Source organism: Lacticaseibacillus hegangensis (genome assembly GCF_003946465.1).
Classification (GTDB): Bacteria; Bacillota; Bacilli; order Lactobacillales; family Lactobacillaceae; genus Lacticaseibacillus; species Lacticaseibacillus hegangensis.
In genome coordinates, this window is sequence record NZ_RHOL01000026.1 from 14393 (window position 1) to 36527 (window position 22135).

A 22135-nucleotide genomic window follows, 5' to 3' on the forward strand; every position below is an offset into this window, starting at 1 on the left:
TTAAGGCCTGATAGCTAGCTTAGAAGTTCTTCGCATCCGGCTTGAAGTAGCCGTACCGCTCGAAAAAGTCCTGCCGAAAATCGTTCAAAGCGTCTTCCGCGATGGCCTCGCGGACCTGCTTCATCAAGTGAAGCAGGAAGTACACATTGTGGTAAGACGTCAGCCGTTCACCAAAACTTTCATTGGCCTTCAGCAGGTGGCGAATGTAGGCCCGGCTGTAATTGCGGCAGGTGTAGCAGTCGCAGTTATCATCCAGCGGGCTGAAATCACGCGCGTACTTCGCGTTTTTGACCACGACCCGACCGTGCGACGTCATGACCGTCCCCTTGCGTGCGATCCGCGTCGGCAAAACGCAGTCGAACATATCGATGCCGCGCAGCACGCCGTCGATCAACGCATCAGGCGAGCCGACGCCCATCAGATACCGCGGCTTGGTGTCCGGCAGCATCGGCACGGTAAAGTCGAGCACGTGGTTCATTTCTTCCTTGGACTCCCCGACGGACAATCCGCCGATCGAATACCCTGGAAAATCGAGGCTGACCAGATCCTTGGCGCTTTGCGCCCGCAAGTCGCGGAAACCCGCGCCTTGAACGATGCCGAACAAGGCCTGGCGGTCCGGGTGCTGGTGCGCCTTTAAGCCGCGCTCGGCCCAGCGGCTCGTGCGCGCCACGCTGGCCTTGACGTAATCGTAGCTTTCAAAAAACGGCGGGCATTCGTCCAGACTCATCATAATATCGGGTCCCAGCGCGTTTTCGATCCCAATCGCCTTTTCCGGTGACAGGAACATTTTGGCCCCGTTGAGGTGGTTGCGAAAATTCACCCCGGCTTCCGTGATGTCGCGGTTCTTCGCCAGCGAGAACACCTGAAAACCACCGGAATCAGTGAGCAGGCCGCGGTCCCAGTTCATGAACTGATGCAACCCACCGGCTTCCTCGACAATGTCCTCGCCAGGCCGCAGCCACAGGTGATAGGTGTTGGCCAGGATCACTCCGGCCCCCATCTCCTTGAGTTCTTCAGGCGCCAGCGTCTTCACCGTCGCTTGGGTCCCGACCGGCATAAACATCGGGGTCGGAAACGTGCCGTGCGGCGTCACGATCTCGCCGAGCCGGGCGCCGGAGTGCTTATCAATATGTTTAAGATGATATTCAAGTGCAGGCATAAAACCTCCTGGTAGACTTTGATTGCAGTAAGTCATGACACGGTGTTATAGTCACTAAGAAGGGCTCAGCTAGAGTGTCATACGTGATCGATTAATTCGATTAAGAGTTCCGCGCAGCGATGCGTTAAAAGAAAATCTGGTTGGTTGTCGTTTTCGATATTGAGAATTTATCTGGGCCCTTCGCTAAACCACGTGGTGCCGCTGCAGAGTGATCTGTGGCGGCTTTTTTAGGCTGCTGAGGTGAGCGTACTTAGCTCGACGCATAGCCTAGCTTGGCGCGTGAGCCGCTTGCGGATCATGTGCCAAGCGTAGCTATGCGCTCGAGCGTTGCTCACCGAAGCGCGACTGCGTGCACCCTTACTTGTGAATATACATCGCATCCCCAAAACTAAAGAAGCGGTACTTCTCCTCGATGGCGTGGTGGTAAGCGTTCAGAATGTTCTCGCGGCCAGTGAAGGCGGCCACCAGCATCACCAGCGTGGATTTTGGCAAATGGAAATTAGTGATAAAGGCATCTACCAGCGTCCACTGGTACCCGGGCTTGATGAAAATGTCGGTCCAACCGGAACTCGGCTTGATCTCGCCGTGGAACTTGGTGCCGATGGTTTCCAGCGTGCGAATCGAGGTCGTCCCGGTCGCGATGATGCGGCCACCGTTTTTCCTGACCTCGTTCAACGTGTCCGCCGCTTCCTGTGAAAAGCGGTAAAACTCGCTGTGCATCTTGTGGTCCTCGATGTTGTCCTCAGAAACGGGACGGAACGTGCCCAGGCCCACGTGCAGGGTCAGATAGACGAGCTTTACGCCCTTGTCTTTCACCTTCTGCAACAGTTCCGGCGTCCAGTGCAGGCCCGCCGTCGGGGCCGCTGCGGAGCCCATTTCCTTGGCGTAAACCGTTTGGTACATATCCGGGTCGTCAAGCTTGGCCTTGATGTACGGCGGCAGCGGCGTTTCGCCAAGTTGATCCAGGATTTCCATGAAGATCCCGTCGTAATGGAATTCGATGATCCGGCCGCCGTGGTCGAGCTCTTCCTTGACCGTGGCCTGAAGCAGGCCGTCGCCGAAATCGATCACAGTCCCGACGGGCGCCTTTTTGGCGGGCTTCATCAGCGTTTCCCACTGGTCGCCTTCCGTGTTGTGCAAAAGCAACACTTCCATGTGCGCGCCGGTTTCTTTTTTGACGCCGTAAAGCCGGGCGGGCATCACCTTCGTGTCGTTCATCACGACCGCGTCGCCAGGGTTCAAGTAGTCCAGAATATCGTAAAAATGCTTATCCTCATACGCGCCGGTTTCGGCATTCAGCACCAGCAGGCGGCTGGCGTCGCGCTTTTTCAGTGGCGTCTGCGCGATCAGTTCATGAGGCAGGTCGTAGTCAAAATCTTCAGTGGTGAGCATGTTTTCTCCTTAGTGTTCTGTGAACGGAATGTTCAGGTGCTGGTACCCGGCGCGCGTGACCATCCGGCCGCGCGGCGTGCGCTTGAGGTACCCGATCTGAAGCAGGTACGGTTCGTACATTTCTTCGATGGTCGCAGTCTCCTCGCCGATATTGGCCGCGATAGTGTTCAGCCCAACCGGACCGCCATCGTAGTCGCGGATCATCATCATGAGAAGCTTACGGTCAATGGCATCGAGCCCACGGTCGTCGACCTGCAGCTGATCCAGCGCGTGGTCGACCAGCCGGACGGACAGCGTGGTGTCTGCGACATCGGCAAAGTCTCGAATCCGCCGCAGCAGCCGGTTGGCGATCCGCGGCGTGCCGCGCGAGCGCCTGGCCACTTCAAGCGCAGCACTTTCCGGCACCGCCATGTTGAAAATCCCGGCTGAGCGCAGCACGATTTGCTTCAGCTCGTCTTCGTTGTAGTAGGCCATGTGCTCGGTGATCCCGAAGCGGTCGCGCAATGGTGCCGACAGCATCCCAGCCCGCGTCGTCGCGCCAATCAGCGTGAACGGCGGCAGCGGAAAATGAACTGGGTGAGCCGTTGGCCCTTCACCGACCACAATGTCGATGTAAAAGTCTTCCATCGCCGAATAGAGCATTTCCTCGACAATTTTCGGCAGGCGGTGAACTTCATCAATGAACAGCACGTCGCCGGGCTGCAGCTCGTTGAGCAGCGCGACCAAATCGCCGGGCTTTTCAATCGCTGGTCCTGAAGTCGTGCGAATGTGCACGCCCAGCTCGGTCGCAATCACCAGCGCCAGCGTGGTTTTCCCTAAACCTGGCGGGCCGTACAGCAGGACATGGTCCATGGCCTCTTCACGCTTGAGTGCCGCCTTGATGTACACCTCAAGCTGCGACTTCACCGCCGTTTGGCCAATGTAGTCGCTTAGCCTGTGCGGACGCAGGCTGCGCTCGACCGCATCGTCTTGACTATCTGCGTCCTTAGACACGATTCTATCGTCAGCCACGTTGTCCCTCCTCACTCAAAATTAACTCAACAGTTGTAACCCGCGGCGCAAATACCCGTCGGTTGTGGTTTCCCCGCTTTCAGCCAGCTTATCGGCCAGTTTGTTCACGGCTTTTTCTTGATAGCCCAACGCCACCAGTGCTGCCAAGGCATCGGCGAGGGCCGGTGCCACGTCAGGCGCAACGGCCGGTGCCGGCTGCGCGGTGAGCGCCAGTTTGCCCTTCAGATCCAGGATGATCTGCTGGGCAGTTTTCTTGCCGATGCCAGGGAACTTCGTCAGGTAATTGACGTCGCCGCCCGAAACTGCCTGGCTGAGCCCATTGCTGTCAGTGTTGGCCAAAATCGCCAGCGCTGATTTGGGGCCGATACCCGTCACAGTCAGAAGCTGATTGAAGGTCCGCTTCGCCTCTTCAGTTTCGAACCCGTAGAGCGCCTGATCGTTGTCCCGGATGATGTGCTGCACCCAGATCTTCGCCTTTTGACCGGCCGCGTAAGCGTATGGATTGCCCATCAGCAAGCGGTAGCCGATCCCGTTCACGTCGAGCACCACATAGCCGGGCTCGGTGGCGGCGATGATTCCGTTCATGTATTCGTACATATTGCCCTCACTTGATCGTTTAGATGTCATTCTAGTTTACCATATTGCGCAAGTCCTGGATTGTCCAGGGTGACGAAAGTGTTCGCCGCCGGCAAATCCCGGTGCAGCAACATCGGCCGCAGGTCTGAGGGCTTCTCAGCCTAGCGTTAGTACCCAACGGTCAGTCAGGCTGGTAAAATAACGGTGACAGAATTTAAGGGGAGGTGAGGAAGACGAGTGAGACGACCTCAAGACGGTTAATCAACCTCACGGCATTGTGCTCGCTGGTCGGCATCATCTGGGTCACCGTGTACTGGTACCACATTGGCGTCTTCCATGACCTCGCGAGCCTTCATACCTACATTAATTCCGCGGGTTTGGTCGGGCCGCTGATTTTTATCCTGATTCAAGTGGTCCAAGTGGTCATCCCCATCATCCCAGGGGGTGTCAGCACCGCAGCCGGCGTGATTCTCTTCGGTCCGTGGCAAGGCTTTGCCTACAACTACATCGGCATCGTGATCGGCTCGTTCATCAACTTTTTCCTGGCGCGCAACTACGGGAAGCCCTTCATCTTGCACATTGTGTCGGAAAAAGTCTTTGACAAGTACATGGCCTACGCGAAAAACCAACAGAAGTTCGACGCCTTTTTCGCCATCGCCATCGTCGCGCCGGTGGCCCCGGATGATGTGCTTTGTTTAGTCGCCGGACTGACCCACATGAAGTTCAAGTTTTTCGCCTGGGTCATTATCCTAGGCAAGCCCATCACCATTGCCGTTTACAGCATGAGCCTGATCTTTGGGGCGCATTGGCTGCTCCACCTGTTTCACGGTTAATGACAAAACACGACCCACCAAACCTGGTGAGTCGTGTTTTTGCGTTCATGGGGCGCCTTCTGGCAGGCAGCGCCCTATCGCTAAACCTCAGTGCCGCCTCTTTTTCGGGCGCGGCCAACAACCACCAATACAATCAGCCCCAGGATAGCCACACTGACATTCGCCGAGTTGCCGGTCGCAGGTAGTGCAGCGTTTGATCCGGTTGGCACGAGCCCGGGGTGGGGCGGGCTTTCTGTTGGTGCTGGCGGCACCGGCTCGGTGACCTGGTCAGCCGTCAGTGTGAACGATGCCAGACTTTTCGACACATCAACTGCTTGAACCGCTTGTGGATTGGCGCCTAAGCCAAAAACGGCAATCGCAAGCAACGCCATCCACAACCACTTTGCCATTCTCTCACCTCCCGGCTGATTGGCGCCGACCGCGCCACCAGCCAATTAACATACCCATCAGCAGCACTACCACCAACGCGATTGCCCACGGCCACCAAACGCCGCTGACCTTCTGGGTGGCTGGGGTCGCGGGCGTTGTGGGAGCGATTGGCGCTTTGAGCGTGAATGATTTTGTGAACTGCCACTTGTAGCTTCCCGCCGCCGCGTTGATCACAAGCTGATACTTGCCCGCCGCCAACCCTTTTGGCGGGGCCAGCTGATAATTGAAGGCGGAGTTAGGCGCCATGGCGTAATTGCTATTTTTCTGCTGGTACACGGCCTTGGTCTTGCCAGCTGGGAGCACCTGTGCCCGCATACTCAGCTTACCGAACAGGCGAGGCGCCGCGTTTTGGATGGTGGCCTGCACACGATCGGCTTTCGCCTTCACACTCAGCAGGTGCAACGCTGGTGGCACCAACGTTTCACTTGTTTGCAGCTGAACTGCGACCACCATTGCAAACTGATTTGTAACCGCAAATCCGCTGCTCGAGGCCTTAGCTGGTTCGGTCAAGTCTTTCACGTACACCGCACCGAGCACCTGGCCGGCAAATCCTCCAGCCGGCGGGGTGATTTGAAATGTCACCTTTCGCCCCTGATGTGCTGCCAGATCGATCGTGATGGGCTTGGAGCCAATCGCGGTCAGTTGAACTTTAGCTGAAGCATCCTTGCGCCGGCTCGGTTCGTAGCCCACCTGACCGTTATCCTGAGTGAAAGCATTGGTGAGCGAAAGTCTTAGTGTTTTGGTTTGATCAGATTGATTGTCGACCTCCACCGTCAACTCTTGTTTTTGTCCCGGTGTGACTAGCAAGTTAAACCAACCGGTATCTCCGCCAAGTTGATTGGCGGGCAGCTCGGGCGTCACTGTGAAGCCGGCCCCTTCCGCCAATACCCTATGACCTGGCGTGAGTAGCCCAACCAAAAGTAGCAACCACCACCATCGCCGCATCGCGATCCCTCCCTACCGAAAAACTGGGGTCTACCCAACAGGCTACCCCAGTTTGCCAAGCGTTAGTAACCATCGGCTGTTGAATCAGTCAATGGTTTGTGGTCAATCAATGGCCGACGCAGCAGTGTCCGATTTAGTATTATCGGTCTCCATCGGGGTAGTTCCCGATGGACTTGCCGCTAAGGTCCAAACAATGCTTGCACGATAATCGCCAGCACTGGCGTTGGCAGTTTTTGGCAATTCAAGCTTCGCAGTCGCAACTGTTCCAGTCGTGGCCCCACTGCCCTGACCCTTCTCAGGCGCTAATACCGTCGCCGCGGCTTGCGCAATATTGCCAGTGCCAAGGCTGCCGGAGTAATTTGACCCAGAGGCACTGCCCGATAGTGCCAGGCTGGACGCGGTTAGCGTTGTCGGGCCTGCAAACGCTCCTAATTTTGCAGTCAGAGTCCATCCAGCGTTAGTGCCTCGGTAGTCGAGCACTTCAAGCGTGTTCGCGTCGTTTCCGTCATACCCTTCTTTCCCTGGCTCGACATTGCCGTTGGCCAAGCCCAGTGCCAGCGGACCATCGATTAACTGCTTGACCGCTGCGTTACCAAAATTGAAATTTGGCACCGCCTTGAGAGAAAGGTTCCCGGGCTTAATGCTGAACAGCGCGACGCTATTTGCCTCAGCGGTATCCGCATCGTCTTTCAGCACAAAAGCTGCATCCGTCGAGGTGTTGAGGTTATCCTTTGCCTCCCCTGGCCCGGCAGCCTTGATCGTCAGCGGCGCGCCGCTTGCCAATAATGCAGCAGCAACGGTGCTAATAAGCCAAGTTGCTTTTTTCATTCGAAATCCCCCTTGAACTATTTGCAATCAGACACGTGGGGTCGGCACGGCTGCCAACTCCCAATTGACCGTGGCGCTGTATTCGCCGGCGAGCGGGTTGGAAATTGCCCCCAGCGCCAATACGGCTTGCACATCGTACACATACTCTCTATTTGCACCATCAGGCCGGCTGGCTAGCGTAACAAAGCTGGCTTGCCCGGCAACAATTGGTGCAGACACATTCACCACCTCCTTATCGTCTGTCAAAAGCAGCCTTATTTCAGCTTGTGAGGTGAATGGTGCTTTAGAGCTTTGAAAGTGGCCAACCATGACCCTCAACTGCCATGGCGAATCAGGGTTCGTCCGGCCGTCAGCAACCACCAGCTCCCCACCGGCGGCAGTCAACCAAGAGGAACCTTCACCTGGTATCTGGGACAGTGCCGCGCGGCCGGCAAACTGGCCAGCAATCAACTCCTGAACTGTCGGTGACTGAAACGCCCCACCAACTTCGTGCATAAAAATCAAATCAGGAACTTTCAACAGCATCAGCGCATCAGGGTAAAGCACCTGCAAAGTGGCATCCGCGGCAGCTTCAATCACCTCACCCGAAAGATTACGCAAGCTCGCTTGCCAATGCACTGTACCGCCTTCAGTAACTTCGGAGAGGCGCAGTGCCTGCGCGTCGCCTGTCTGGTCTGCACCGTTGAACCGCCAGGCAAACCGCTGCACCATCAACCCTGCCGACAACGCAACGCTGAAATGAGCATCGCGGCGAAAATTCACAGCCAGATTTTTAAGCCTGGCCAAGTACAGTTCCAGCGGCGGCCCAATGTATGTCATGCTGGTTCCCCACATTGGATGTGCCGGAACAGTGAAGGTCGCGTAAACTTGGACAGCGCCCACTACCGCGGGTTCATTAGTTATCGTCAGACTATTACCGCTAAGGACGGCGCTGGGTGGAGAGGCCTGCCAAACATACTCAGGCTGAAGCGTCTGATCCAATCCCGCGATGTCGAGAGCGGTCGACTGCCCACCGAATAAGACTCGCCTTGGCGTCGAAAGTGGCGGCGCCCAGTCATCAGGAATGACTAGTACTGGAAACAACTGCGAATGAAAGGTGGCATGAGTCTCATTTGTGATGATGTCGATTTGGTAACGAAACCAGGTCGGCATCGTCACTGTCTGGAAGGTCAGTAAATAGTCAATATAGTCATATTCTTCTCCAATCCAGACCGCCCCAAAATTACCAGTAATCCCAATGCTGGGATTATCGCCAAGCTTGCCACCTGTGACTTTGACCGGGCCATCCCCCACCTGCATTTTGGTATGAATCTCAGCCCCCTCACCGAAATAATCGAGTCCTTTGTGAAAAGAGGCTTTCATCGGTACCGTCCCGCCGTTGTGGACAATTGCATAGTAGTATTGATCTCCCACTGGCGCCCCATAGGCATCAATCGCCGGCTCATTTTCTAAGGTCAACGACGCGTCCTCTGGCACCAGCGCGTGAACACCAGTGTTGGCTACTGACACAATATAGCCATGCGTGTACCAGTTCGGCTGGGTGCGAAACTGCGAGCCTGATGCTGAAATAGTCGGCATATCAAAGCCCTCGGGGAGATTGGCTGGAACAGTCACGTCAGCGGCCGCCACCGGCTGGGGCAAAATCACCAGCCACATCAGGGCAACCCACACGAGCACGCCGCACCATCGCCAAGATTTCATGCGCTCACCTCCTGTCGATAAATAAATACGCGGTTGCAGGATTTTGCCCTGAGTCGCCTGATGTCTCACCACTATGGGGCAAAAAAATAAGCCGACCACCCAGTCGACTTACATCATTGCTTTGCTGTTAACAGGCGCGCCAGCGTGCTGATTGGCAGGCCAACCACATTATAGTAATCGCCTTTGATTGCCTTAACCAGAAGTGCCCCTTGGCCCTGGATCCCGTATGCACCCGCCTTGTCCAGCGGCTCGCCAGTCGCGACATAATCGGCGATTTCAACAGATGTCAGCGGCCAGAAGGTCACCTCGGTGGTCACCACTACCTGCCTGGCAGTTTTGTCCGGCCAAGCCACGCACATCCCCGTGTGCACCTGGTGGGTCTGCCCCGACAGCTGCTCGAGCATGGCCGTCGCGGCCTCAGCCGTCTGTGGTTTGCCGAGCAGCTGCCCGTTGAACGCGACCATGGTATCGGCCGCAATCACCGTGGCCCCAGGGTGACGCTGCGCGACCGTGGCGCACTTGGTCATCGCCAGCCGCTGGACGTAGGCACGCGGCGCCAGAACGGGCAAGGCGCGCTCATCAATTTGCGCTGGTTCCACCGAAAATTCAGGCACCACCCGCCTCAACAGTTCCTGCCGCCGCGGCGAGCCGCTCGCTAGGATAATCATTTTGCACCGCCGAAGCTTTGGTGGCTATCCTGAATGCGCTTGAACATTTTCTCCAGATCCGTGTTGGAAAAATGAACCAGGGTCGGACGGCCGTGCGGGCAGTTGAAGGGATTTTCGCACTGCGCCAGATTTTTCAGCAGCGCCTCGGCTTGCGGCCGATCAATATGATGGTTGGCCTTGATGGCCTGCTTACAGCTCATCATGATCGCCGTTTTCTCGCGGAAAGAAGCCACCGTCACGTGCCCTTCGTCCAGCACCCAGTCGATAATCGCGCGAATAGTTTGCTCCTCCTCACCCTTCTTGAACCAGGTCGGGTGCTGGTGCACAACAAACGTGTTCTGGCCAAAATCGTCCAGGTAAATCCCGACGCCTTCCAGCACGTCACGTTTTCCGCGGATCGCCACGGCGTCGCTGGCCGGGTAGTCCAGCGTGATCGGCACCAGCAGGGCCTGCTCATCCGTGCTGACCTCGCCGATTTCTCGGCGCAGACGCTCGTAGTTCACGCGTTCCTGCGCCGCGTGCTGGTCGAGCATGTACAGTCCGTCCGGTGCCTCGGCTAGCAAGTATGTGCCGTGCACTTGGGCCAGGTACCGCAGTTCGCTTGGAAAGCGCTCCTTGGGCCGCGGCTCTGCGACCAGGGTTGGCCGCGCCGTTGCTTCAGGCGTGACCGGGCGTTGGTATTTTTTATCCCATGCCGCCAGACGATCGGGCTCGTCGAAAATCGGTTGGTCGTCCAAATCGGAAATGGCCAGTCCGGTATCGGCAGGCGCAGCGTCTGCGGCATCGCCGCCATCAACCTGCAGCGGCACGGCAGGCGCTTGCTGCTCACCGACCATGCTTGGCGAAGGCGGCATCGTCCGTGATGCCTGGTTCAACGCGATGGTCAGCTGGTCCATATCCACCGGGTTGTGCTGGCGCAAATTGTGCAGCGCATCTGGAATGAGGTTTTCTCGGCCCAGCCGTTCGCGAATCGTGGCGGTCAGCAGAGCCCCCAACTGATCTTCCTTGCTCAGGCGCACCTCCTGCTTGGTCGGGTGAACGTTCACGTCTACCAGCAGCGGATCCATCTCCACGGCAATCACTGCCAAGGGGTAGCGGCCAACCATCAACTTGGAGCCGTAACCGGCGATGAAAGCCTTCATCAGCTGGTAATTTTTGATGTAGCGCCCGTTGATCATGAGGCTAATGTAGTTGCGCGACGAGCGCGTGGTGTCCGGCAAGCTGGTGTAGCCGTGAATGCGAAAATCATTGTCCTCGCCCTGAAAATCCAGCATACTTTTAGCCGTCGCAACGGAGTAAATCCCTGCGATGGTCTGCTGCAGATCATTGGTGCCGGCCGTTTTGATCACAACGCGGTCCTTATTTTTCAGCGAAAAAGCAATCTCGGGGTGCCCGAGCGCCAGCCGGTCGATGATGTCCAGAATATGGTTGAGCTCAGTGTTTTGCGACTGCACGTACTTCAGCCGCGCCGGCGTGTTGTAAAACAGGTCGTTAACGGTGATTTGAGTGCCTTTACGCAGGCCCTCTGAGTGCTGGTCCAGCATCTTGCCGCCCTTGATGTGCGCGATGGTACCCAGGCCCGGTTCAGTCGCGGTCGCCAAGGTCACGTCGGCGACGGCCGCAATCGAGGCCAAGGCCTCACCGCGAAACCCTAGGCTGTGTACGTTAAACAGATCACGCGTGGTCGCAATTTTGGATGTTGCGTGGCGTAAAAAAGCAGTCGGCACATCATCGGGCTCGATGCCGCTGCCGTTGTCAACGACCTTGATGGTTTTCAGGCCGGCTTCTTCGACCGTCACGTCGACTTGGGTCGCGCCAGCGTCGATCGCGTTTTCGACCAGCTCCTTAACGACAGAGGCCGGGCGCTCGATCACTTCCCCAGCGGAGATCTGATTGCTCAGCGTCGTTGAGAGTTGATGAATTTTAGGCATACAATCACTTCTTCTTTAATTGCTTTTGCAGGTCGTACAACAGGTTCATCGCGTCCATCGGGGTGGCCGCCATTAGGTCAAACTTCTCAAGCTTTTTGATCACCGGATTGGCTTTCGGCTTCACCGGCTCGGTTGGAAACAGGCTCAGCTGTGCTTCTTGCGCCGCGGCCTTGGCATCCGGCTGGGCCGCGTGATCCGGCGCCGTGTCTTCCAGGTGGGTCAAGATCTTGTCCGCCCGGTCGAGCAGGGAACTCGGCAGGCCGGCCAGCTTGGCGACGTGGATCCCGTAGGACTTATCGGCCGGGCCCGGCATCATTTTGTGCAGAAAGACCAGGTTGCCGTTTTCCTCGACGGCCCCGACGTGGACGTTCTCGAGCTTGTCCAAGCTGTCTGCCAGCGCCGTCAGCTCATGGTAATGCGTCGAAAACAGCGTCTTGGCGTGCACGTGGTCGTGCAGGTACTCGATAATGGCCTGCGCCAGCGCCATGCCATCGTAAGTCGCGGTCCCTCGGCCGATTTCGTCAAACAGAATCAGGCTGGAAGCCGTGGCGTGGCTCAGCGCCGCGTTGGCCTCAAGCATTTCGACCATGAAAGTACTTTGCCCATTGGCCAGGTCATCAGCGGCCCCGATGCGGGTGAAGATCTGATCAAAAATCGGCAGCGAGGCGTCAGCGGCCGGCACAAACGAACCGGCCTGGGCCATGATCACGGTCAGCGCCAGTTGCCGCATGTAGGTACTTTTCCCTGACATGTTTGGACCCGTGATCAGCAGGATGTCGGTTTTCGAATCCATGATCACATCGTTGGGGATGTACTTGGCCTCGCCGAGCACCTGCTCGACGACTGGGTGCCGGCCGCCGTGGATCGTCAGGTCGTGGCTGCCCGCGTGCATGGTTGGCCGCACGTAATGGTTATCCTCGGCGACCACCGCAAAGCTTTGCAGCACGTCGAGGCCGGCGATTTGCGACGCCAGCTTCTGCAGGCGCCCGATCTCTTTTTTCACTTCGTCGCGAATCTTCTGAAACAGGTCGTATTCCAGGCCCGTCGCGCGCTCTTCGGCTTCGAGGATTGTGCTTTCCTTGGCCTTGAGTTCCGGGGTGGTAAAGCGTTCAGCGTTCGTCAGCGTCTGCTTGCGCTCGTAGCGGTCCTCAGGCACCTTATCAAGGTTGCTGTTGGTGACTTCGATGTAGTAGCCGAAAACCTTGTTGTAGCGAATGCGCAAGTTGTGAATGCCAGTTTTTTCGCGCTCTGAGGCTTCCAAGTCAGCGATCCACTGCTTCGAATTTGCCTGAGCGTCGCGGTACTCATCCAGCTGCTTGTCGTAGCCGCGCATGATCACGCCGCCGTCGGTGATCGAAATCGGCGGTTCCGGTTCAATGGCCCGGCGAATCAAGCCCGCAACGTCATGAACCGGGTCCATCGCCTTGAGCAGCGGCGTGAAGCTGCCATCGTCCAGCTTGGCCAAAATCTCCTGAATCGCCGGCACCTGATCCAGCGAGGTTTGCAGCTGAATCAAGTCGCGGCCATTGACCGTGCCAAACGCAACGCGGCCTGCGAGACGCTCCAGGTCGTATACCTTGGTCAGGCGGTCTTGCAGCTCGGAGCGTTCAAAATAGTGATCCAGCAGCGTCTGCACTTGGTTTTGCCGATCCGCGATCGCAGCGAGGTCAAGCAGCGGCCGATCCAGCCACTGCTTCATCAGCCGCCCGCCCATCGCGGTTTTGGTGCGATCAAGCACTGCCAGCAAGGTGTCACCTTTGCGCCCGGTGCGCGAGTTTTTGATGATGTCCAAGTTGGTGCGGGCATCCTGATCCATCTCCAGGTACTCGGCCGGCTCGTAAGCCACAGCCTTTTGAATGTGCGCCAGGCTGCGCTTCTGGGTGGTCAGCAGGTACTGCATCAGCATCGACACGACCTGCACCTGCAGCGCGTCGGTGAGGTCCTGACTGACGTAGCTGGCCTCGGCGGACACTACGGCATCGGCGCGGCTGAGCAGCCGTTCGCCTTGGCCGAGCAGCTTTTGGTCATCCGCGCTCAGCCCGTCCGGCACGACGATTTCGCGACTCCCGAGCGCCCCCAGCTCATTTTGGAGCGTGAAGCGATTGCTCAGCGTGGTGACTTTAAACTCACCGGTCGACAGGTCCGCGTAGGCCAGACCGTACTTACCCTCGGCCGGCACGACGGCGGCCAGGTAGTTGTTCGACTTGGCTTCGCCGATCTTGACATCCATCTTGGTGCCAGGCGTTACCAGTTGGATCACGGCTCGTTTGACCATGCCGACCGCTTTTTTGGGATCCTCCATCTGTTCACAAATGGCGACCTTGTAACCGTGGTCGACCAGAATGTCGATGTACGACTGCGCGGCGTGATGCGGCACCCCGCACATCGGAATCGGATTGTCCGCGTTCTTGCTGCGGGCGGTCAGCGTCAGCTCAAGCAGCTGCGAGCCCTTGATGGCGTCATCGTTGAACAGCTCGTAAAAGTCCCCGATGCGGTAAAACAGGAACGCATCCGGGTACTGATCTTTGATTTTTTGGTACTGCTGCATCATCGGGGTGACACTTGCTGCTTTGGCCATGACGGGACTCCTTTTAGTTGAAAACTAACTTATATTTTAACATTTATTCACCGGTACCGCCGCCGTGATAATTGAGTGCTGCCTGCGTTACTGGGGGCAACCCGCCAAACCTGCGCACCTTGTCTAACTGGGCTCGACCTGGCAGCGGCCGAGTGGTTAGCTACGGTAGCGGCTTCACCTGCTCCGCAGGCAAAACCGCTGCCTAGACTAATCATCGGCCTAAGTTCGCCAGGTCGAGCACCTTGTCTAAAAAACCCGCCGAGCGGGCCTCGGCGGGCGGAAAGATTATTTGAGCGGCTTCTCGATAATGACCAGATCCTTGACCCGGATCTTTTTATGCACATCACCCTCAATTTGATTCTTGGCGGTATGCGAGATTTTCAATGTTGATGGGTCGTCGCTTGGCAGCAGTGCCTCGCGGACGAAGTCGATCTCGTCCTGCTTGATGTTGCGGTGATCATGGGTCATCACGATGTCCAGCCGGTCAAAACCTTCAATCGAGTACACGTGCACTGAACCCAGCGTGTACAGCCGGAAGGTCTTCACATTACTTTTTCCGTACAGGTAGCGCATGGTGTACGGCAGCGACTTGTGCAGGCTGAAGTTCAGTCGGATCGGGTTTTCGATCAGTTTCACAACGCATCAGCTCCTTTTCTTCTAACTTAAATATAGCATACCGGTCAACGCAACACGGCGTCGGACCGGTAAGAATAAAAAAGACGGACGCTCGCTCATTGCGAGTCTCCGTCTTCCAATTGGTTGGCTGTTACATTACATCATGCCGCCCATGCCGGCGCCAGGGTTTGGCTGAGCTGCTGCTGCATCCTTTGGTTCCGGCTTGTCTGCAACCACCGCTTCGGTCGTCAGCATCAAAGCAGCAACGGAAGCCGCGTTTTGAAGCGCAGAACGGGTGACCTTAGTTGGGTCGATGATGCCGGCCTTGGCCAAGTCTTCCCATTCGCCGGTCGCAGCGTTGAAGCCGAAGCCGGTCTTTTCCTTCTTCAGGCGCTCAACAATGACGGAGCCTTCCAGACCAGCGTTAGCCGCAATCTGACGAACTGGCTCTTCAAGGGCGCGCAGGACAATGTTGATCCCGGTCTGAGCGTCGCCGTCTTCTTGAAGGGCAGCAACCGCCTTGGCCGCGTTGACCAGCGCAACACCGCCGCCAGCGACGTAACCTTCGTCAACGGCCGCACGAGTCGCGTTCAACGCGTCTTCGATACGGTACTTGCGCTCTTTGAGTTCGGTTTCGGTGGCAGCACCGACGCGGATAACGGCAACGCCGCCGGCCAACTTGGCCAGGCGCTCCTGCAGCTTCTCCTTGTCGAAGTCGGAAGTGGTCTCTTCAATCTGCTTGCGAATCGTTGCCACCCGCTCGTCGATGGCTGCCTTATCGCCGGCGCCTTCAACGATGGTCGTGTTGTCCTTGGTAACCGTAACCTTGCCGGCTTGGCCAAGCTGATCGATCTTGGTGTCCTTCAGGTCCAGGCCAAGGTCGGAGGTGATGACTGTCGCGCCGGTCAAAGCCGCGATGTCTTCCAGCTGAGCCTTGCGCCGATCGCCGAAGCCAGGTGCTTTCACAGCAACCACGTTGAAGGTCCCACGGATCTTGTTCAGAACCAGCGTTGGCAGTGCTTCGCCATCAACGTCATCGGCGATGATGAGCAGCGCCTTACCCTGCTGAACAATTTCCTGAAGCAGTGGCAGAATGTCTTGGATGTTGGAAATTTTCTTGTCAGTGATCAGGATGTACGGATTGTCGAGGTCGGCTTCCATCTTGTCGTTATCTGTGACCATGTACTGGGACAGGTAGCCACGATCAAACTGCATCCCTTCAACCACGGACAGTTCAGTCTGAATGCCTTTGCCCTCTTCAAGCGTGATGACACCGTCGTGGCCAACCTTCTCCATGGCATCGGCGATCAAATCGCCAACTTCGGTACTCGAGGAAGAAACCGAAGCAACCTGCGCGATTTCCTTCTTGCCGGAAACCTTGTGAGAGATCTTCTTCAATTCGTCAACGGCCGCGTTGGTCGCTTCTTCGATCCCCTTGCGGATCCCGACCGGGTTAGCGCCAGCGGTGACGTTCTTCATGCCTTCGCGAATAATGCTCTGCGCCAGCACAGTGGCAGTGGTGGTCCCATCACCAGCGATATCGTTGGTCTTAGTCGCAACTTCAGCGACCAGCTTGGCCCCCATGTTCTCGTAGTGATCTTCCAGGTCAATGCTCTTAGCGATGGTGACACCATCATTTGTGATCTCAGGAGCGCCGTATGACTTGTCCAAAACAACGTTGCGGCCTTTCGGGCCAAGGGTCGTCTTAACGGTGTCGGCCAGCTTGTCGACCCCTTTCAGCATGGAACGACGTGCATCTTCACCGAACTTAATTTCTTTAGCCATGTGTTTATTTCACCTCATATTATTTATATAGTTAATGCAGGAATTGCCATGAGCCGAACTTAGTCGACGATCGCCATGATGTCCTTTTCGTGCAGGACCAGGTAATCCTCGCCGTTCACTTTGACTTCGGAGCCGGCGTACTTGTCGTACAGGATCTTGTCGCCCTTCTTGACGGCCATCGGCAGGCGCTTGCCCTCAGGACTCAAGGCCCCTTCACCGACTGCAACGATGGTGCCCTGTTGCGGCTTCTGCTTGGCGTTGTTGGCCAGCACGATGCCGCCAACAGTTTCCTCTTGCTCTTCCTCAACTGAAACGACCACGCGGTCACCTAATGGTTTTAACAAAACGATCCCTCCATATGCATAAAGTTTAAATGCTTAGCACTCATTCGTCCTAAGTGCTAACTACACTAGATACTATACCGAATCAGTTTAGCAATTGCAACCCCTAAGTGCTAATTCTGTTATACTAGGCCCATATTCTCAAGGAGGTCCTATCATGTCGCTGCAAAAACACGCGGTGCAGATCCTGAGCACCTACCTGGCCGTCCTGGTGGGCAGCCTGCTGATCCTGCACTTTTGGCCTGGCGAAGTGGGCCTGTGGGGCACCACGGTCCTTTCGGTCGGCGGCGCGCTGCTCGCCTGGTGGTTCAACCGCCAGCTGCGCCTGCCCACCGCCATTGAAACTGCGGGCTTGGCCAAAGCCGAGACCCGAGTGATCTGGGGTGTGTCTGGGGTCGCCATCGTGCTGATTGTCCAACTGCTGGGCAGCTGGCTGGAGTCTTGGCTGTTTTATGCGCCGGCGCCAACACTCACCCAGGCCACCTCGGCACTGCACAGTGTGCCGCTGTATGCGCTGGCTTTAGTCTGGGCACTGCCCCTGCTGGAGGAGTACGCGTTTCGCCGCGTCATTTTTGGCAACTTGGCCAGCGTCACGGGCGTGTTCGGCGCCGCGCTGATCTCCGGGCTCCTATTCGCCTTGGCCACGGACCCCACCCACTGGCTGACCGCGACCCTGGTCGGCATCGTTTACGCCTACCTGTACAAGCAAACCGGCAGTGTTCAAACTCCCCTGATCGCGCACATTGGGGTGCTAGCGCTGACGCTTGGCTACGCCATCTGGCACTAACAGGAGTTTAAACCTCGTTTAAGGTCTGACCACGCGCTGACCGCAAAAGGCGAACGCGGTATACTAAAGCAAATAGACGAAACGAGGACTACTATGGACAGTCGTGTCAATCGCCGGCAAAGTCAGAGACCGCACCGGCCGCTCCTGAAAATATTGATCCTGATTCTCAGCACCGCGCTGGTGGCCCTTGGCGCGTATGGCCTGCGACTGTACTCGCAAACCAAGTACGCCCTGAACTCGACCTACCGCGGCATCGGGACTGAGGACGGCAGTGCCGGTACGGTCGCCAAAACAATCCAGCAAAAAAAGCCCTTTGCGGTGCTGCTGCTCGGCACTGACACCGGCGCGTTCGGGCGCAACGACACTGGCCGTTCCGACACGATGATCGTTGTGGTGATCAATCCCAAGACGAAGACGACCAATATGGTGTCCCTGCCCCGCGACACCGCCGCCAAAATGATTGGCACCAAGTCGTTTAATATGCAAAAGGTCAACGCCGCTTATGAGATTGGCGGCTCAAAAATGGCAGTCAACACCGCCTCCGCGCTGGTTAACGTCCCAATCAAGTACTATCTGACCGTCAACATGGGCGCGCTGGAAAAAGTGGTGGACGCGGTCGGCGGCGTCGACGTGGACGTCGCCTTCTCCTGGAGCGACCCACACGTCGGCAACTACCACTTCACTAAGGGCAAGATGCATCTCAATGGCGCCCAGGCTTTGGCCTACGCCCGGATGCGGCACGCCGATCCTGAAGGCGACTATGGCCGCCAGAAGCGCCAGCAGCAGGTGATCAAGGCCATCGTCAAAAAGGCCCTGTCCACCGACACGCTGAAGAACTTCGACCAGCTGCTGAAAACCGTCTCGAGCAACATGCAGACGAACCTCTCGTTTGCCGACATGATGGCGCTGGTGCAAAACTACCGCGCCGCCGCCGGATCTATCAAGTCGACCACCCTGCAGGGGCACGACGCCATGGTTTACCCCGGTCCTGCGTCTTACCAGATTCCGTCCACCACGGAGCTGCAGCACGTCTCGGACCTGCTGCGGACCGCCCTGGGGCTCAGCAAGGAAACCATCGCCAACCAGAACGTGCGCGAGAACAAGGCGAATACTGAGTTCAACTGGGATAACCCAGAGGCGCAAAACTACGTAATTTATAATCCAGACCTGTAATCTCGATCAAAAAAAGCTGAGCCGACAATGCTATCGGCTCAGCTTTTTTGATGTTTTGAATGTTAGTCCACACGCTGAAGTCGACGCGTGACGGCTGTCACTGCAGGCCAGAATTGCCATGCCAGCCCCACGGCTAACCCCAGCAGCGGCCATACCAGCGTTGGCCACGGCTGCAGGCCATGGGCACCCACCGTGCCAAAGTTCAGCGTCAGCAGCAGTGTCACCCCAATCACCAGCGGCCAGCGCAAGTGCGGCGCAGTCAGCAGCGTTCTACGCCGCTCCATCGACACGCTGCGGTACAACCTGGCACCCAGCCAGGCCGCGCCGCCACTGACCACCAGGCAGCCAGCGAGCAGCCACCAGTATGCTTCCCCGGGGCGTAAAAAACTGCCGCCAATATTAAGCCAGTGCGTCAGCGCACTCCAAAGAACGGTGGCATGTTCCAAGCCGTTGGCAAGCAGTGGAATCAGCAACGTTGCGCCAACAGCCAGCACCAACGGGCGTCCAATCAGTTGTCCGAGTGTATGACCAAAGATGAACGCCGTGACCGTCAGGGCAAAGTTGTATACCAAGATGGCGAGCATGCCGGTGGCAGTAAGATTGATCAGTCGCGCGGGGAAGGTCAGGTAAAAAAGAATCAACATCAGGCCCGGCACTGCTAAGCTCAACCCACCAATCAGGGGCAGAAAGACGCGCATTTTAGCCCAGTAAAGCTTCCGGCGGGCGATGCCAAGTCCTGCCAAGAACCGGTCAAAGCCGCCCAGCCCATCCATGGCCGCGACTAAGACTCCAACGGCGTATGCCGCAAGAATGAAATAGATATTCACCGTCAACCCGTTGTGATCCGTTGGCATCGGATCATTGCCGTAGTGAAAGTACAGCTGATAATTGCTCTTCACAAAACTGGCATAGCTCTCGTGAGCCGCATCACGCGCCGCCTGACGGTCCCCTTCTTTGCGCAGTTGGCGAACATTTTCCCGCTGGCTGTCCAGGTACTGACTTTCCGTCGGCCGGCTCGCATAGCCGTGGAAGGTCTGGCGGTAGTTCAGGCCAAAAATGGCCAGCGTCAGGCCCGCGGCCAGGATCAGTAAGACGAGCAGTTCATGGTGCCGCGTGCGCACGATTTTTTTTGCATCAATCATGGTGCACCTCCTCAGCATATTCACTGCGAAACAGGTCACTCAGCGATAGTGGCAGCTTTTCAATCAGCACCGGCTGCTCAGCGGTCAGCGCTGCTTCCACCGCCGCGGTGTATGGCGAAAACAACGCGGTGATGACACGCCCTTGCACGTTCAGAATCTGACCGTACTGGCGTACCGCCGCCGGGATCTGCATGGCCGGGAAGACCAGTTGCAGCTTGGCGGCTTCATCGCGCACCGCTTCCAGCGTGACCGTTTTGCTGATGGTCCCGCGCTTGAGAAACAGCACCCGATCCGCCAGCCCATCCAGCTCAGCCAAGTCGTGTGAGGCGATGAGAAACCCACGCTGACCGTCGGCCACTTCATCAATCACCGCCTTCACGATCATCTCGCGAATGAACAGGTCTAAACCGTCAAATGGTTCATCAAGCAGAATCAGCGGGACCGCACTGGCAAGGTTCAGCGCCATCACGACCAGGGCCTGATAGCCCTTCGAAAGCTCCCCATAACGCTGTGCGAGCACCAAGTCATTATCTGCCAGCAAACTGCGGTAGCGTGCCTGATCAAAGGTTGGATAGCCCAAGGCGTATAAGCGGCCTAGTTTCGCCAAGGTCAGCCGGGCGAAAAATACCTCGGTTGGATCAATGTAGATCAGCTGCTGTCGTGCTTCGGGTACGGCAGTCAAATCTTGGTCATCAATCGCCACCTGGCCGTGGTCGGCATGGTATTGATCGACCAGCGTCCGCATCAGCGTGGTCTTACCTGCGCCATTGCGCCCGACCAGACCGACGATTTCGCCAGTTTGCCACGAAAATTCGACCTGACTGAGGACCTTTTTCTCGCCGATGGTTTTGGTTAGATGCTGTGCTGTTAGTTTCATGCCTGCCCCTCCTCAAACTGCGCGTTCAACCACGCCTGCAGCTCGTTAAGCGTCACGCCAGCGGCTTTAGCCGACACGACTGCCGCTTCAAATGCCGGTCGCACTCGCTGTTTCTCCTCGGCGGTGGCCGCGGTTTGCGCGCCAATAAATGTCCCCCGACCCGGCTGCACCTCGATCACACCTTGCGCCTCAAGCTGTTTGTAGGCTTTGGCAACCGTATTCGGATTCAACTGAACCGCCTTGGCCATGTCGCGGACCGATGGCAGCTTGTCTCCCGGGACGCGGACGCCTTGCACCACTTCTCGCTTAATTTGCAACACTAATCGTTCATAGTATGCCAGCGTCTTGTAACGCGGATCATCCATCTCCACACCGCCTTTCCGTATTACGTGTACTATTATACATAGTACACTGAAAATAGCAAGAAAAAAACCAAGCTTCTTAACGAAACTTGGATCTCAGGGCATTACTCGTCTTCTTCGGTGTCCTTCAGCGTCGGGCCGTAGTGGTCCAGGAAGTAAATCAGGGTCTGCAACTCAGTGGCCAAGTCCACGTTTTGCACGCGAACATAAGCTGGCACGGAAATACGCAGCGGCGTAAAGTTCATGATGCCTTTGATACCCGCTTTCACGAGGTCATCGGTGATGCCCTGCGCCGCGTCGGTCGGCACCGTCAGGATCACGATTTCGATCTGCTGCTGGCGCAGTTGGTCGATCAGGTCGGTCATCGGGTAAATCGGCACCCCGCTTTGAATGGTGCCGGCCAGGTCGGGATTCACGTCGAACCCGGCGGAGATGCGGATGTTATTGGCCTGGCGGAAGTTGTAATTGAGCAGCGCGTGCCCTAAATTACCCACCCCGACCAATGCCACATTGGTCAGCCGGTCCTGGTTGAGGATTTTCTTGAAGAATTTAAGCAGGTCCGTCACATCATAGCCATAGCCCCGTTTGCCCAGGGCGCCAAAATACGAAAAGTCGCGGCGGATCGTCGCCGAATCGACCTTGACCGCCTCACTCAGCTCCGTGGAGCTGATCTTGGTCGTCCCAGAGTTCGCCAAGAAATTGAGGTAGCGGTAGTACAGCGGCAGCCGTTTTGCGGTTGCCTTAGGGATCATTGTTTCAGCCATAAGTCTCCTCCGTCTCCGTTCGAGTCGGGCATACTTGTGAAAAGCCCGGCATACTTATAAATCGATAGTAACCGCTTTAAGCTGTGAAAGCAAGCCCTGTGGCTCCAGCTTGCTCACCTTTTGTAGTTCGCCAGCGATAATGTCGTAGGTAAGTGGTAAGGCATTATGTCGCACTTCAGTCTCCTCTCTGGCATCATAGATGCTTTAGGAGGAGATCATCTATGAGAAAGGTTCAGCT

The 22135-nt window shown here is 56.9% G+C and carries 21 protein-coding genes; 3 read left to right on the forward strand and 18 right to left on the reverse strand.

Annotated features, from left to right (window positions below):
• Positions 1–19 precede the first annotated feature (19 nt).
• The 4 genes from tgt to ruvA all read right to left on the reverse strand — a co-directional run bounded on the left by tgt (position 20) and on the right by ruvA (position 4159).
• Positions 20–1159 carry a tRNA guanosine(34) transglycosylase Tgt gene (tgt, locus tag EKM86_RS08740; RefSeq protein WP_125757102.1) on the reverse strand — a complete coding sequence of 380 codons (1140 nt, stop codon included), beginning with the start codon at positions 1157–1159 and terminating at the stop codon, positions 20–22.
• Positions 1160–1516: 357 nt separating this feature from the next.
• Positions 1517–2551 (reverse strand): tRNA preQ1(34) S-adenosylmethionine ribosyltransferase-isomerase QueA, encoded by a 1035-nt coding sequence (gene queA, locus EKM86_RS08745; protein ID WP_125757104.1) that lies wholly within the window; start codon positions 2549–2551, stop codon positions 1517–1519.
• Positions 2552–2560: 9 nt separating this feature from the next.
• Positions 2561–3562, reverse strand: coding sequence for a Holliday junction branch migration DNA helicase RuvB (gene ruvB, locus EKM86_RS08750; protein WP_125757106.1), 1002 nt, complete (start codon positions 3560–3562; stop codon positions 2561–2563).
• A gap of 21 nt (positions 3563–3583) precedes the next feature.
• Positions 3584–4159, reverse strand: a complete 576-nt coding sequence (gene ruvA, locus EKM86_RS08755; protein ID WP_125757141.1) for a Holliday junction branch migration protein RuvA — start codon at positions 4157–4159, stop codon at positions 3584–3586.
• Between the two features lie 203 nt (positions 4160–4362).
• On the opposite strand from ruvA, the gene EKM86_RS08760 reads away from it, so the two are divergent.
• Complete coding sequence (locus EKM86_RS08760) at positions 4363–4971, forward strand: TVP38/TMEM64 family protein (RefSeq protein ID WP_125757108.1); 609 nt, start codon at positions 4363–4365, stop codon at positions 4969–4971.
• An 80-nt stretch (positions 4972–5051) separates the two neighbouring features.
• Here EKM86_RS08760 and EKM86_RS08765 read toward each other — a convergent pair whose 3' ends face one another.
• The 10 genes from EKM86_RS08765 to groES all read right to left on the reverse strand — a co-directional run bounded on the left by EKM86_RS08765 (position 5052) and on the right by groES (position 16795).
• A complete protein-coding gene (locus EKM86_RS08765) occupies positions 5052–5360 on the reverse strand; it encodes an LPXTG cell wall anchor domain-containing protein (RefSeq protein WP_125757110.1) in 309 nt (102 codons plus the stop codon).
• A 4-nt stretch (positions 5361–5364) separates the two neighbouring features.
• Complete coding sequence (locus EKM86_RS08770) at positions 5365–6345, reverse strand: DUF916 and DUF3324 domain-containing protein (RefSeq protein WP_125757112.1); 981 nt, start codon at positions 6343–6345, stop codon at positions 5365–5367.
• A 102-nt stretch (positions 6346–6447) separates the two neighbouring features.
• Positions 6448–7173, reverse strand: a complete 726-nt coding sequence (locus EKM86_RS08775) for a WxL domain-containing protein (RefSeq protein ID WP_125757114.1) — start codon at positions 7171–7173, stop codon at positions 6448–6450.
• A gap of 27 nt (positions 7174–7200) precedes the next feature.
• On the reverse strand, positions 7201–8943 hold the full coding sequence (locus tag EKM86_RS08780; RefSeq protein WP_125757116.1) for a hypothetical protein: 1743 nt from the start codon (positions 8941–8943) through the stop codon (positions 7201–7203).
• Between the two features lie 44 nt (positions 8944–8987).
• Positions 8988–9542, reverse strand: coding sequence for a Maf family protein (locus tag EKM86_RS08785; protein WP_125757118.1), 555 nt, complete (start codon positions 9540–9542; stop codon positions 8988–8990).
• A complete protein-coding gene (mutL, locus tag EKM86_RS08790) occupies positions 9539–11473 on the reverse strand; it encodes a DNA mismatch repair endonuclease MutL (protein ID WP_125757120.1) in 1935 nt (644 codons plus the stop codon). The genes EKM86_RS08785 and mutL overlap by 4 nt, the downstream gene beginning before the upstream one ends.
• A gap of 4 nt (positions 11474–11477) precedes the next feature.
• Positions 11478–14051, reverse strand: coding sequence for a DNA mismatch repair protein MutS (gene mutS, locus EKM86_RS08795; RefSeq protein ID WP_225419391.1), 2574 nt, complete (start codon positions 14049–14051; stop codon positions 11478–11480).
• A 285-nt stretch (positions 14052–14336) separates the two neighbouring features.
• The gene (locus EKM86_RS08800) at positions 14337–14687 is read right to left on the reverse strand and encodes a DUF1827 family protein (protein WP_125757122.1); all 351 of its coding nucleotides are present in this window, start codon (positions 14685–14687) and stop codon (positions 14337–14339) included.
• A 135-nt stretch (positions 14688–14822) separates the two neighbouring features.
• Positions 14823–16451, reverse strand: coding sequence for a chaperonin GroEL (groL, locus tag EKM86_RS08805; protein ID WP_125757124.1), 1629 nt, complete (start codon positions 16449–16451; stop codon positions 14823–14825).
• A 59-nt stretch (positions 16452–16510) separates the two neighbouring features.
• Entirely contained in the window at positions 16511–16795 is a 285-nt protein-coding gene (gene groES, locus EKM86_RS08810) for a co-chaperone GroES (RefSeq protein ID WP_054663026.1), read from the reverse strand.
• A 154-nt stretch (positions 16796–16949) separates the two neighbouring features.
• Between groES and EKM86_RS08815 the strand changes: the two genes are divergently transcribed.
• Both EKM86_RS08815 and EKM86_RS08820 read left to right on the forward strand, forming a co-directional pair.
• Complete coding sequence (locus EKM86_RS08815) at positions 16950–17579, forward strand: CPBP family intramembrane glutamic endopeptidase (protein WP_125757126.1); 630 nt, start codon at positions 16950–16952, stop codon at positions 17577–17579.
• Between the two features lie 93 nt (positions 17580–17672).
• Positions 17673–18752, forward strand: a complete 1080-nt coding sequence (locus EKM86_RS08820; protein ID WP_125757129.1) for an LCP family protein — start codon at positions 17673–17675, stop codon at positions 18750–18752.
• Between the two features lie 62 nt (positions 18753–18814).
• Here the strand turns inward: EKM86_RS08820 and EKM86_RS08825 are convergent, their stop codons facing one another.
• The 4 genes from EKM86_RS08825 to EKM86_RS08840 form a co-directional block, all read right to left on the reverse strand.
• Entirely contained in the window at positions 18815–19894 is a 1080-nt protein-coding gene (locus EKM86_RS08825) for a hypothetical protein (protein ID WP_125757131.1), read from the reverse strand.
• The gene (locus EKM86_RS08830) at positions 19887–20771 is read right to left on the reverse strand and encodes an ATP-binding cassette domain-containing protein (protein ID WP_125757133.1); all 885 of its coding nucleotides are present in this window, start codon (positions 20769–20771) and stop codon (positions 19887–19889) included. Before EKM86_RS08830 ends, EKM86_RS08825 begins: the two co-directional genes overlap by 8 nt.
• A complete protein-coding gene (locus EKM86_RS08835; RefSeq protein ID WP_125757135.1) occupies positions 20768–21136 on the reverse strand; it encodes a GntR family transcriptional regulator in 369 nt (122 codons plus the stop codon). Before EKM86_RS08835 ends, EKM86_RS08830 begins: the two co-directional genes overlap by 4 nt.
• 101 nt (positions 21137–21237) lie before the next feature.
• Positions 21238–21897: a redox-sensing transcriptional repressor Rex gene (locus tag EKM86_RS08840; RefSeq protein ID WP_125757137.1), complete on the reverse strand. Its 660-nt coding sequence runs from the start codon at positions 21895–21897 to the stop codon at positions 21238–21240.
• Positions 21898–22135: the final 238 nt, after the last annotated feature.

Coding starts and splice junctions, on each gene's coding strand:
- tgt (WP_125757102.1), bottom strand. CDS start 1,159: ATGCCTGCACTTGAATATCATCTTAAACATATTGATAAGCACTCCGGC.
- queA (WP_125757104.1), bottom strand. CDS start 2,551: ATGCTCACCACTGAAGATTTTGACTACGACCTGCCTCATGAACTGATC.
- ruvA (WP_125757141.1), bottom strand. CDS start 4,159: ATGTACGAATACATGAACGGAATCATCGCCGCCACCGAGCCCGGCTAT.
- EKM86_RS08765 (WP_125757110.1), bottom strand. CDS start 5,360: ATGGCAAAGTGGTTGTGGATGGCGTTGCTTGCGATTGCCGTTTTTGGC.
- EKM86_RS08770 (WP_125757112.1), bottom strand. CDS start 6,345: ATGCGGCGATGGTGGTGGTTGCTACTTTTGGTTGGGCTACTCACGCCA.
- EKM86_RS08775 (WP_125757114.1), bottom strand. CDS start 7,173: ATGAAAAAAGCAACTTGGCTTATTAGCACCGTTGCTGCTGCATTATTG.
- EKM86_RS08785 (WP_125757118.1), bottom strand. CDS start 9,542: ATGATTATCCTAGCGAGCGGCTCGCCGCGGCGGCAGGAACTGTTGAGG.
- mutL (WP_125757120.1), bottom strand. CDS start 11,473: ATGCCTAAAATTCATCAACTCTCAACGACGCTGAGCAATCAGATCTCC.
- mutS (WP_225419391.1), bottom strand. CDS start 14,051: ATGGCCAAAGCAGCAAGTGTCACCCCGATGATGCAGCAGTACCAAAAA.
- groL (WP_125757124.1), bottom strand. CDS start 16,451: ATGGCTAAAGAAATTAAGTTCGGTGAAGATGCACGTCGTTCCATGCTG.
- EKM86_RS08815 (WP_125757126.1), top strand. CDS start 16,950: ATGTCGCTGCAAAAACACGCGGTGCAGATCCTGAGCACCTACCTGGCC.
- EKM86_RS08820 (WP_125757129.1), top strand. CDS start 17,673: ATGGACAGTCGTGTCAATCGCCGGCAAAGTCAGAGACCGCACCGGCCG.
- EKM86_RS08825 (WP_125757131.1), bottom strand. CDS start 19,894: ATGATTGATGCAAAAAAAATCGTGCGCACGCGGCACCATGAACTGCTC.
- EKM86_RS08830 (WP_125757133.1), bottom strand. CDS start 20,771: ATGAAACTAACAGCACAGCATCTAACCAAAACCATCGGCGAGAAAAAG.
- EKM86_RS08835 (WP_125757135.1), bottom strand. CDS start 21,136: ATGGATGATCCGCGTTACAAGACGCTGGCATACTATGAACGATTAGTG.
- EKM86_RS08840 (WP_125757137.1), bottom strand. CDS start 21,897: ATGGCTGAAACAATGATCCCTAAGGCAACCGCAAAACGGCTGCCGCTG.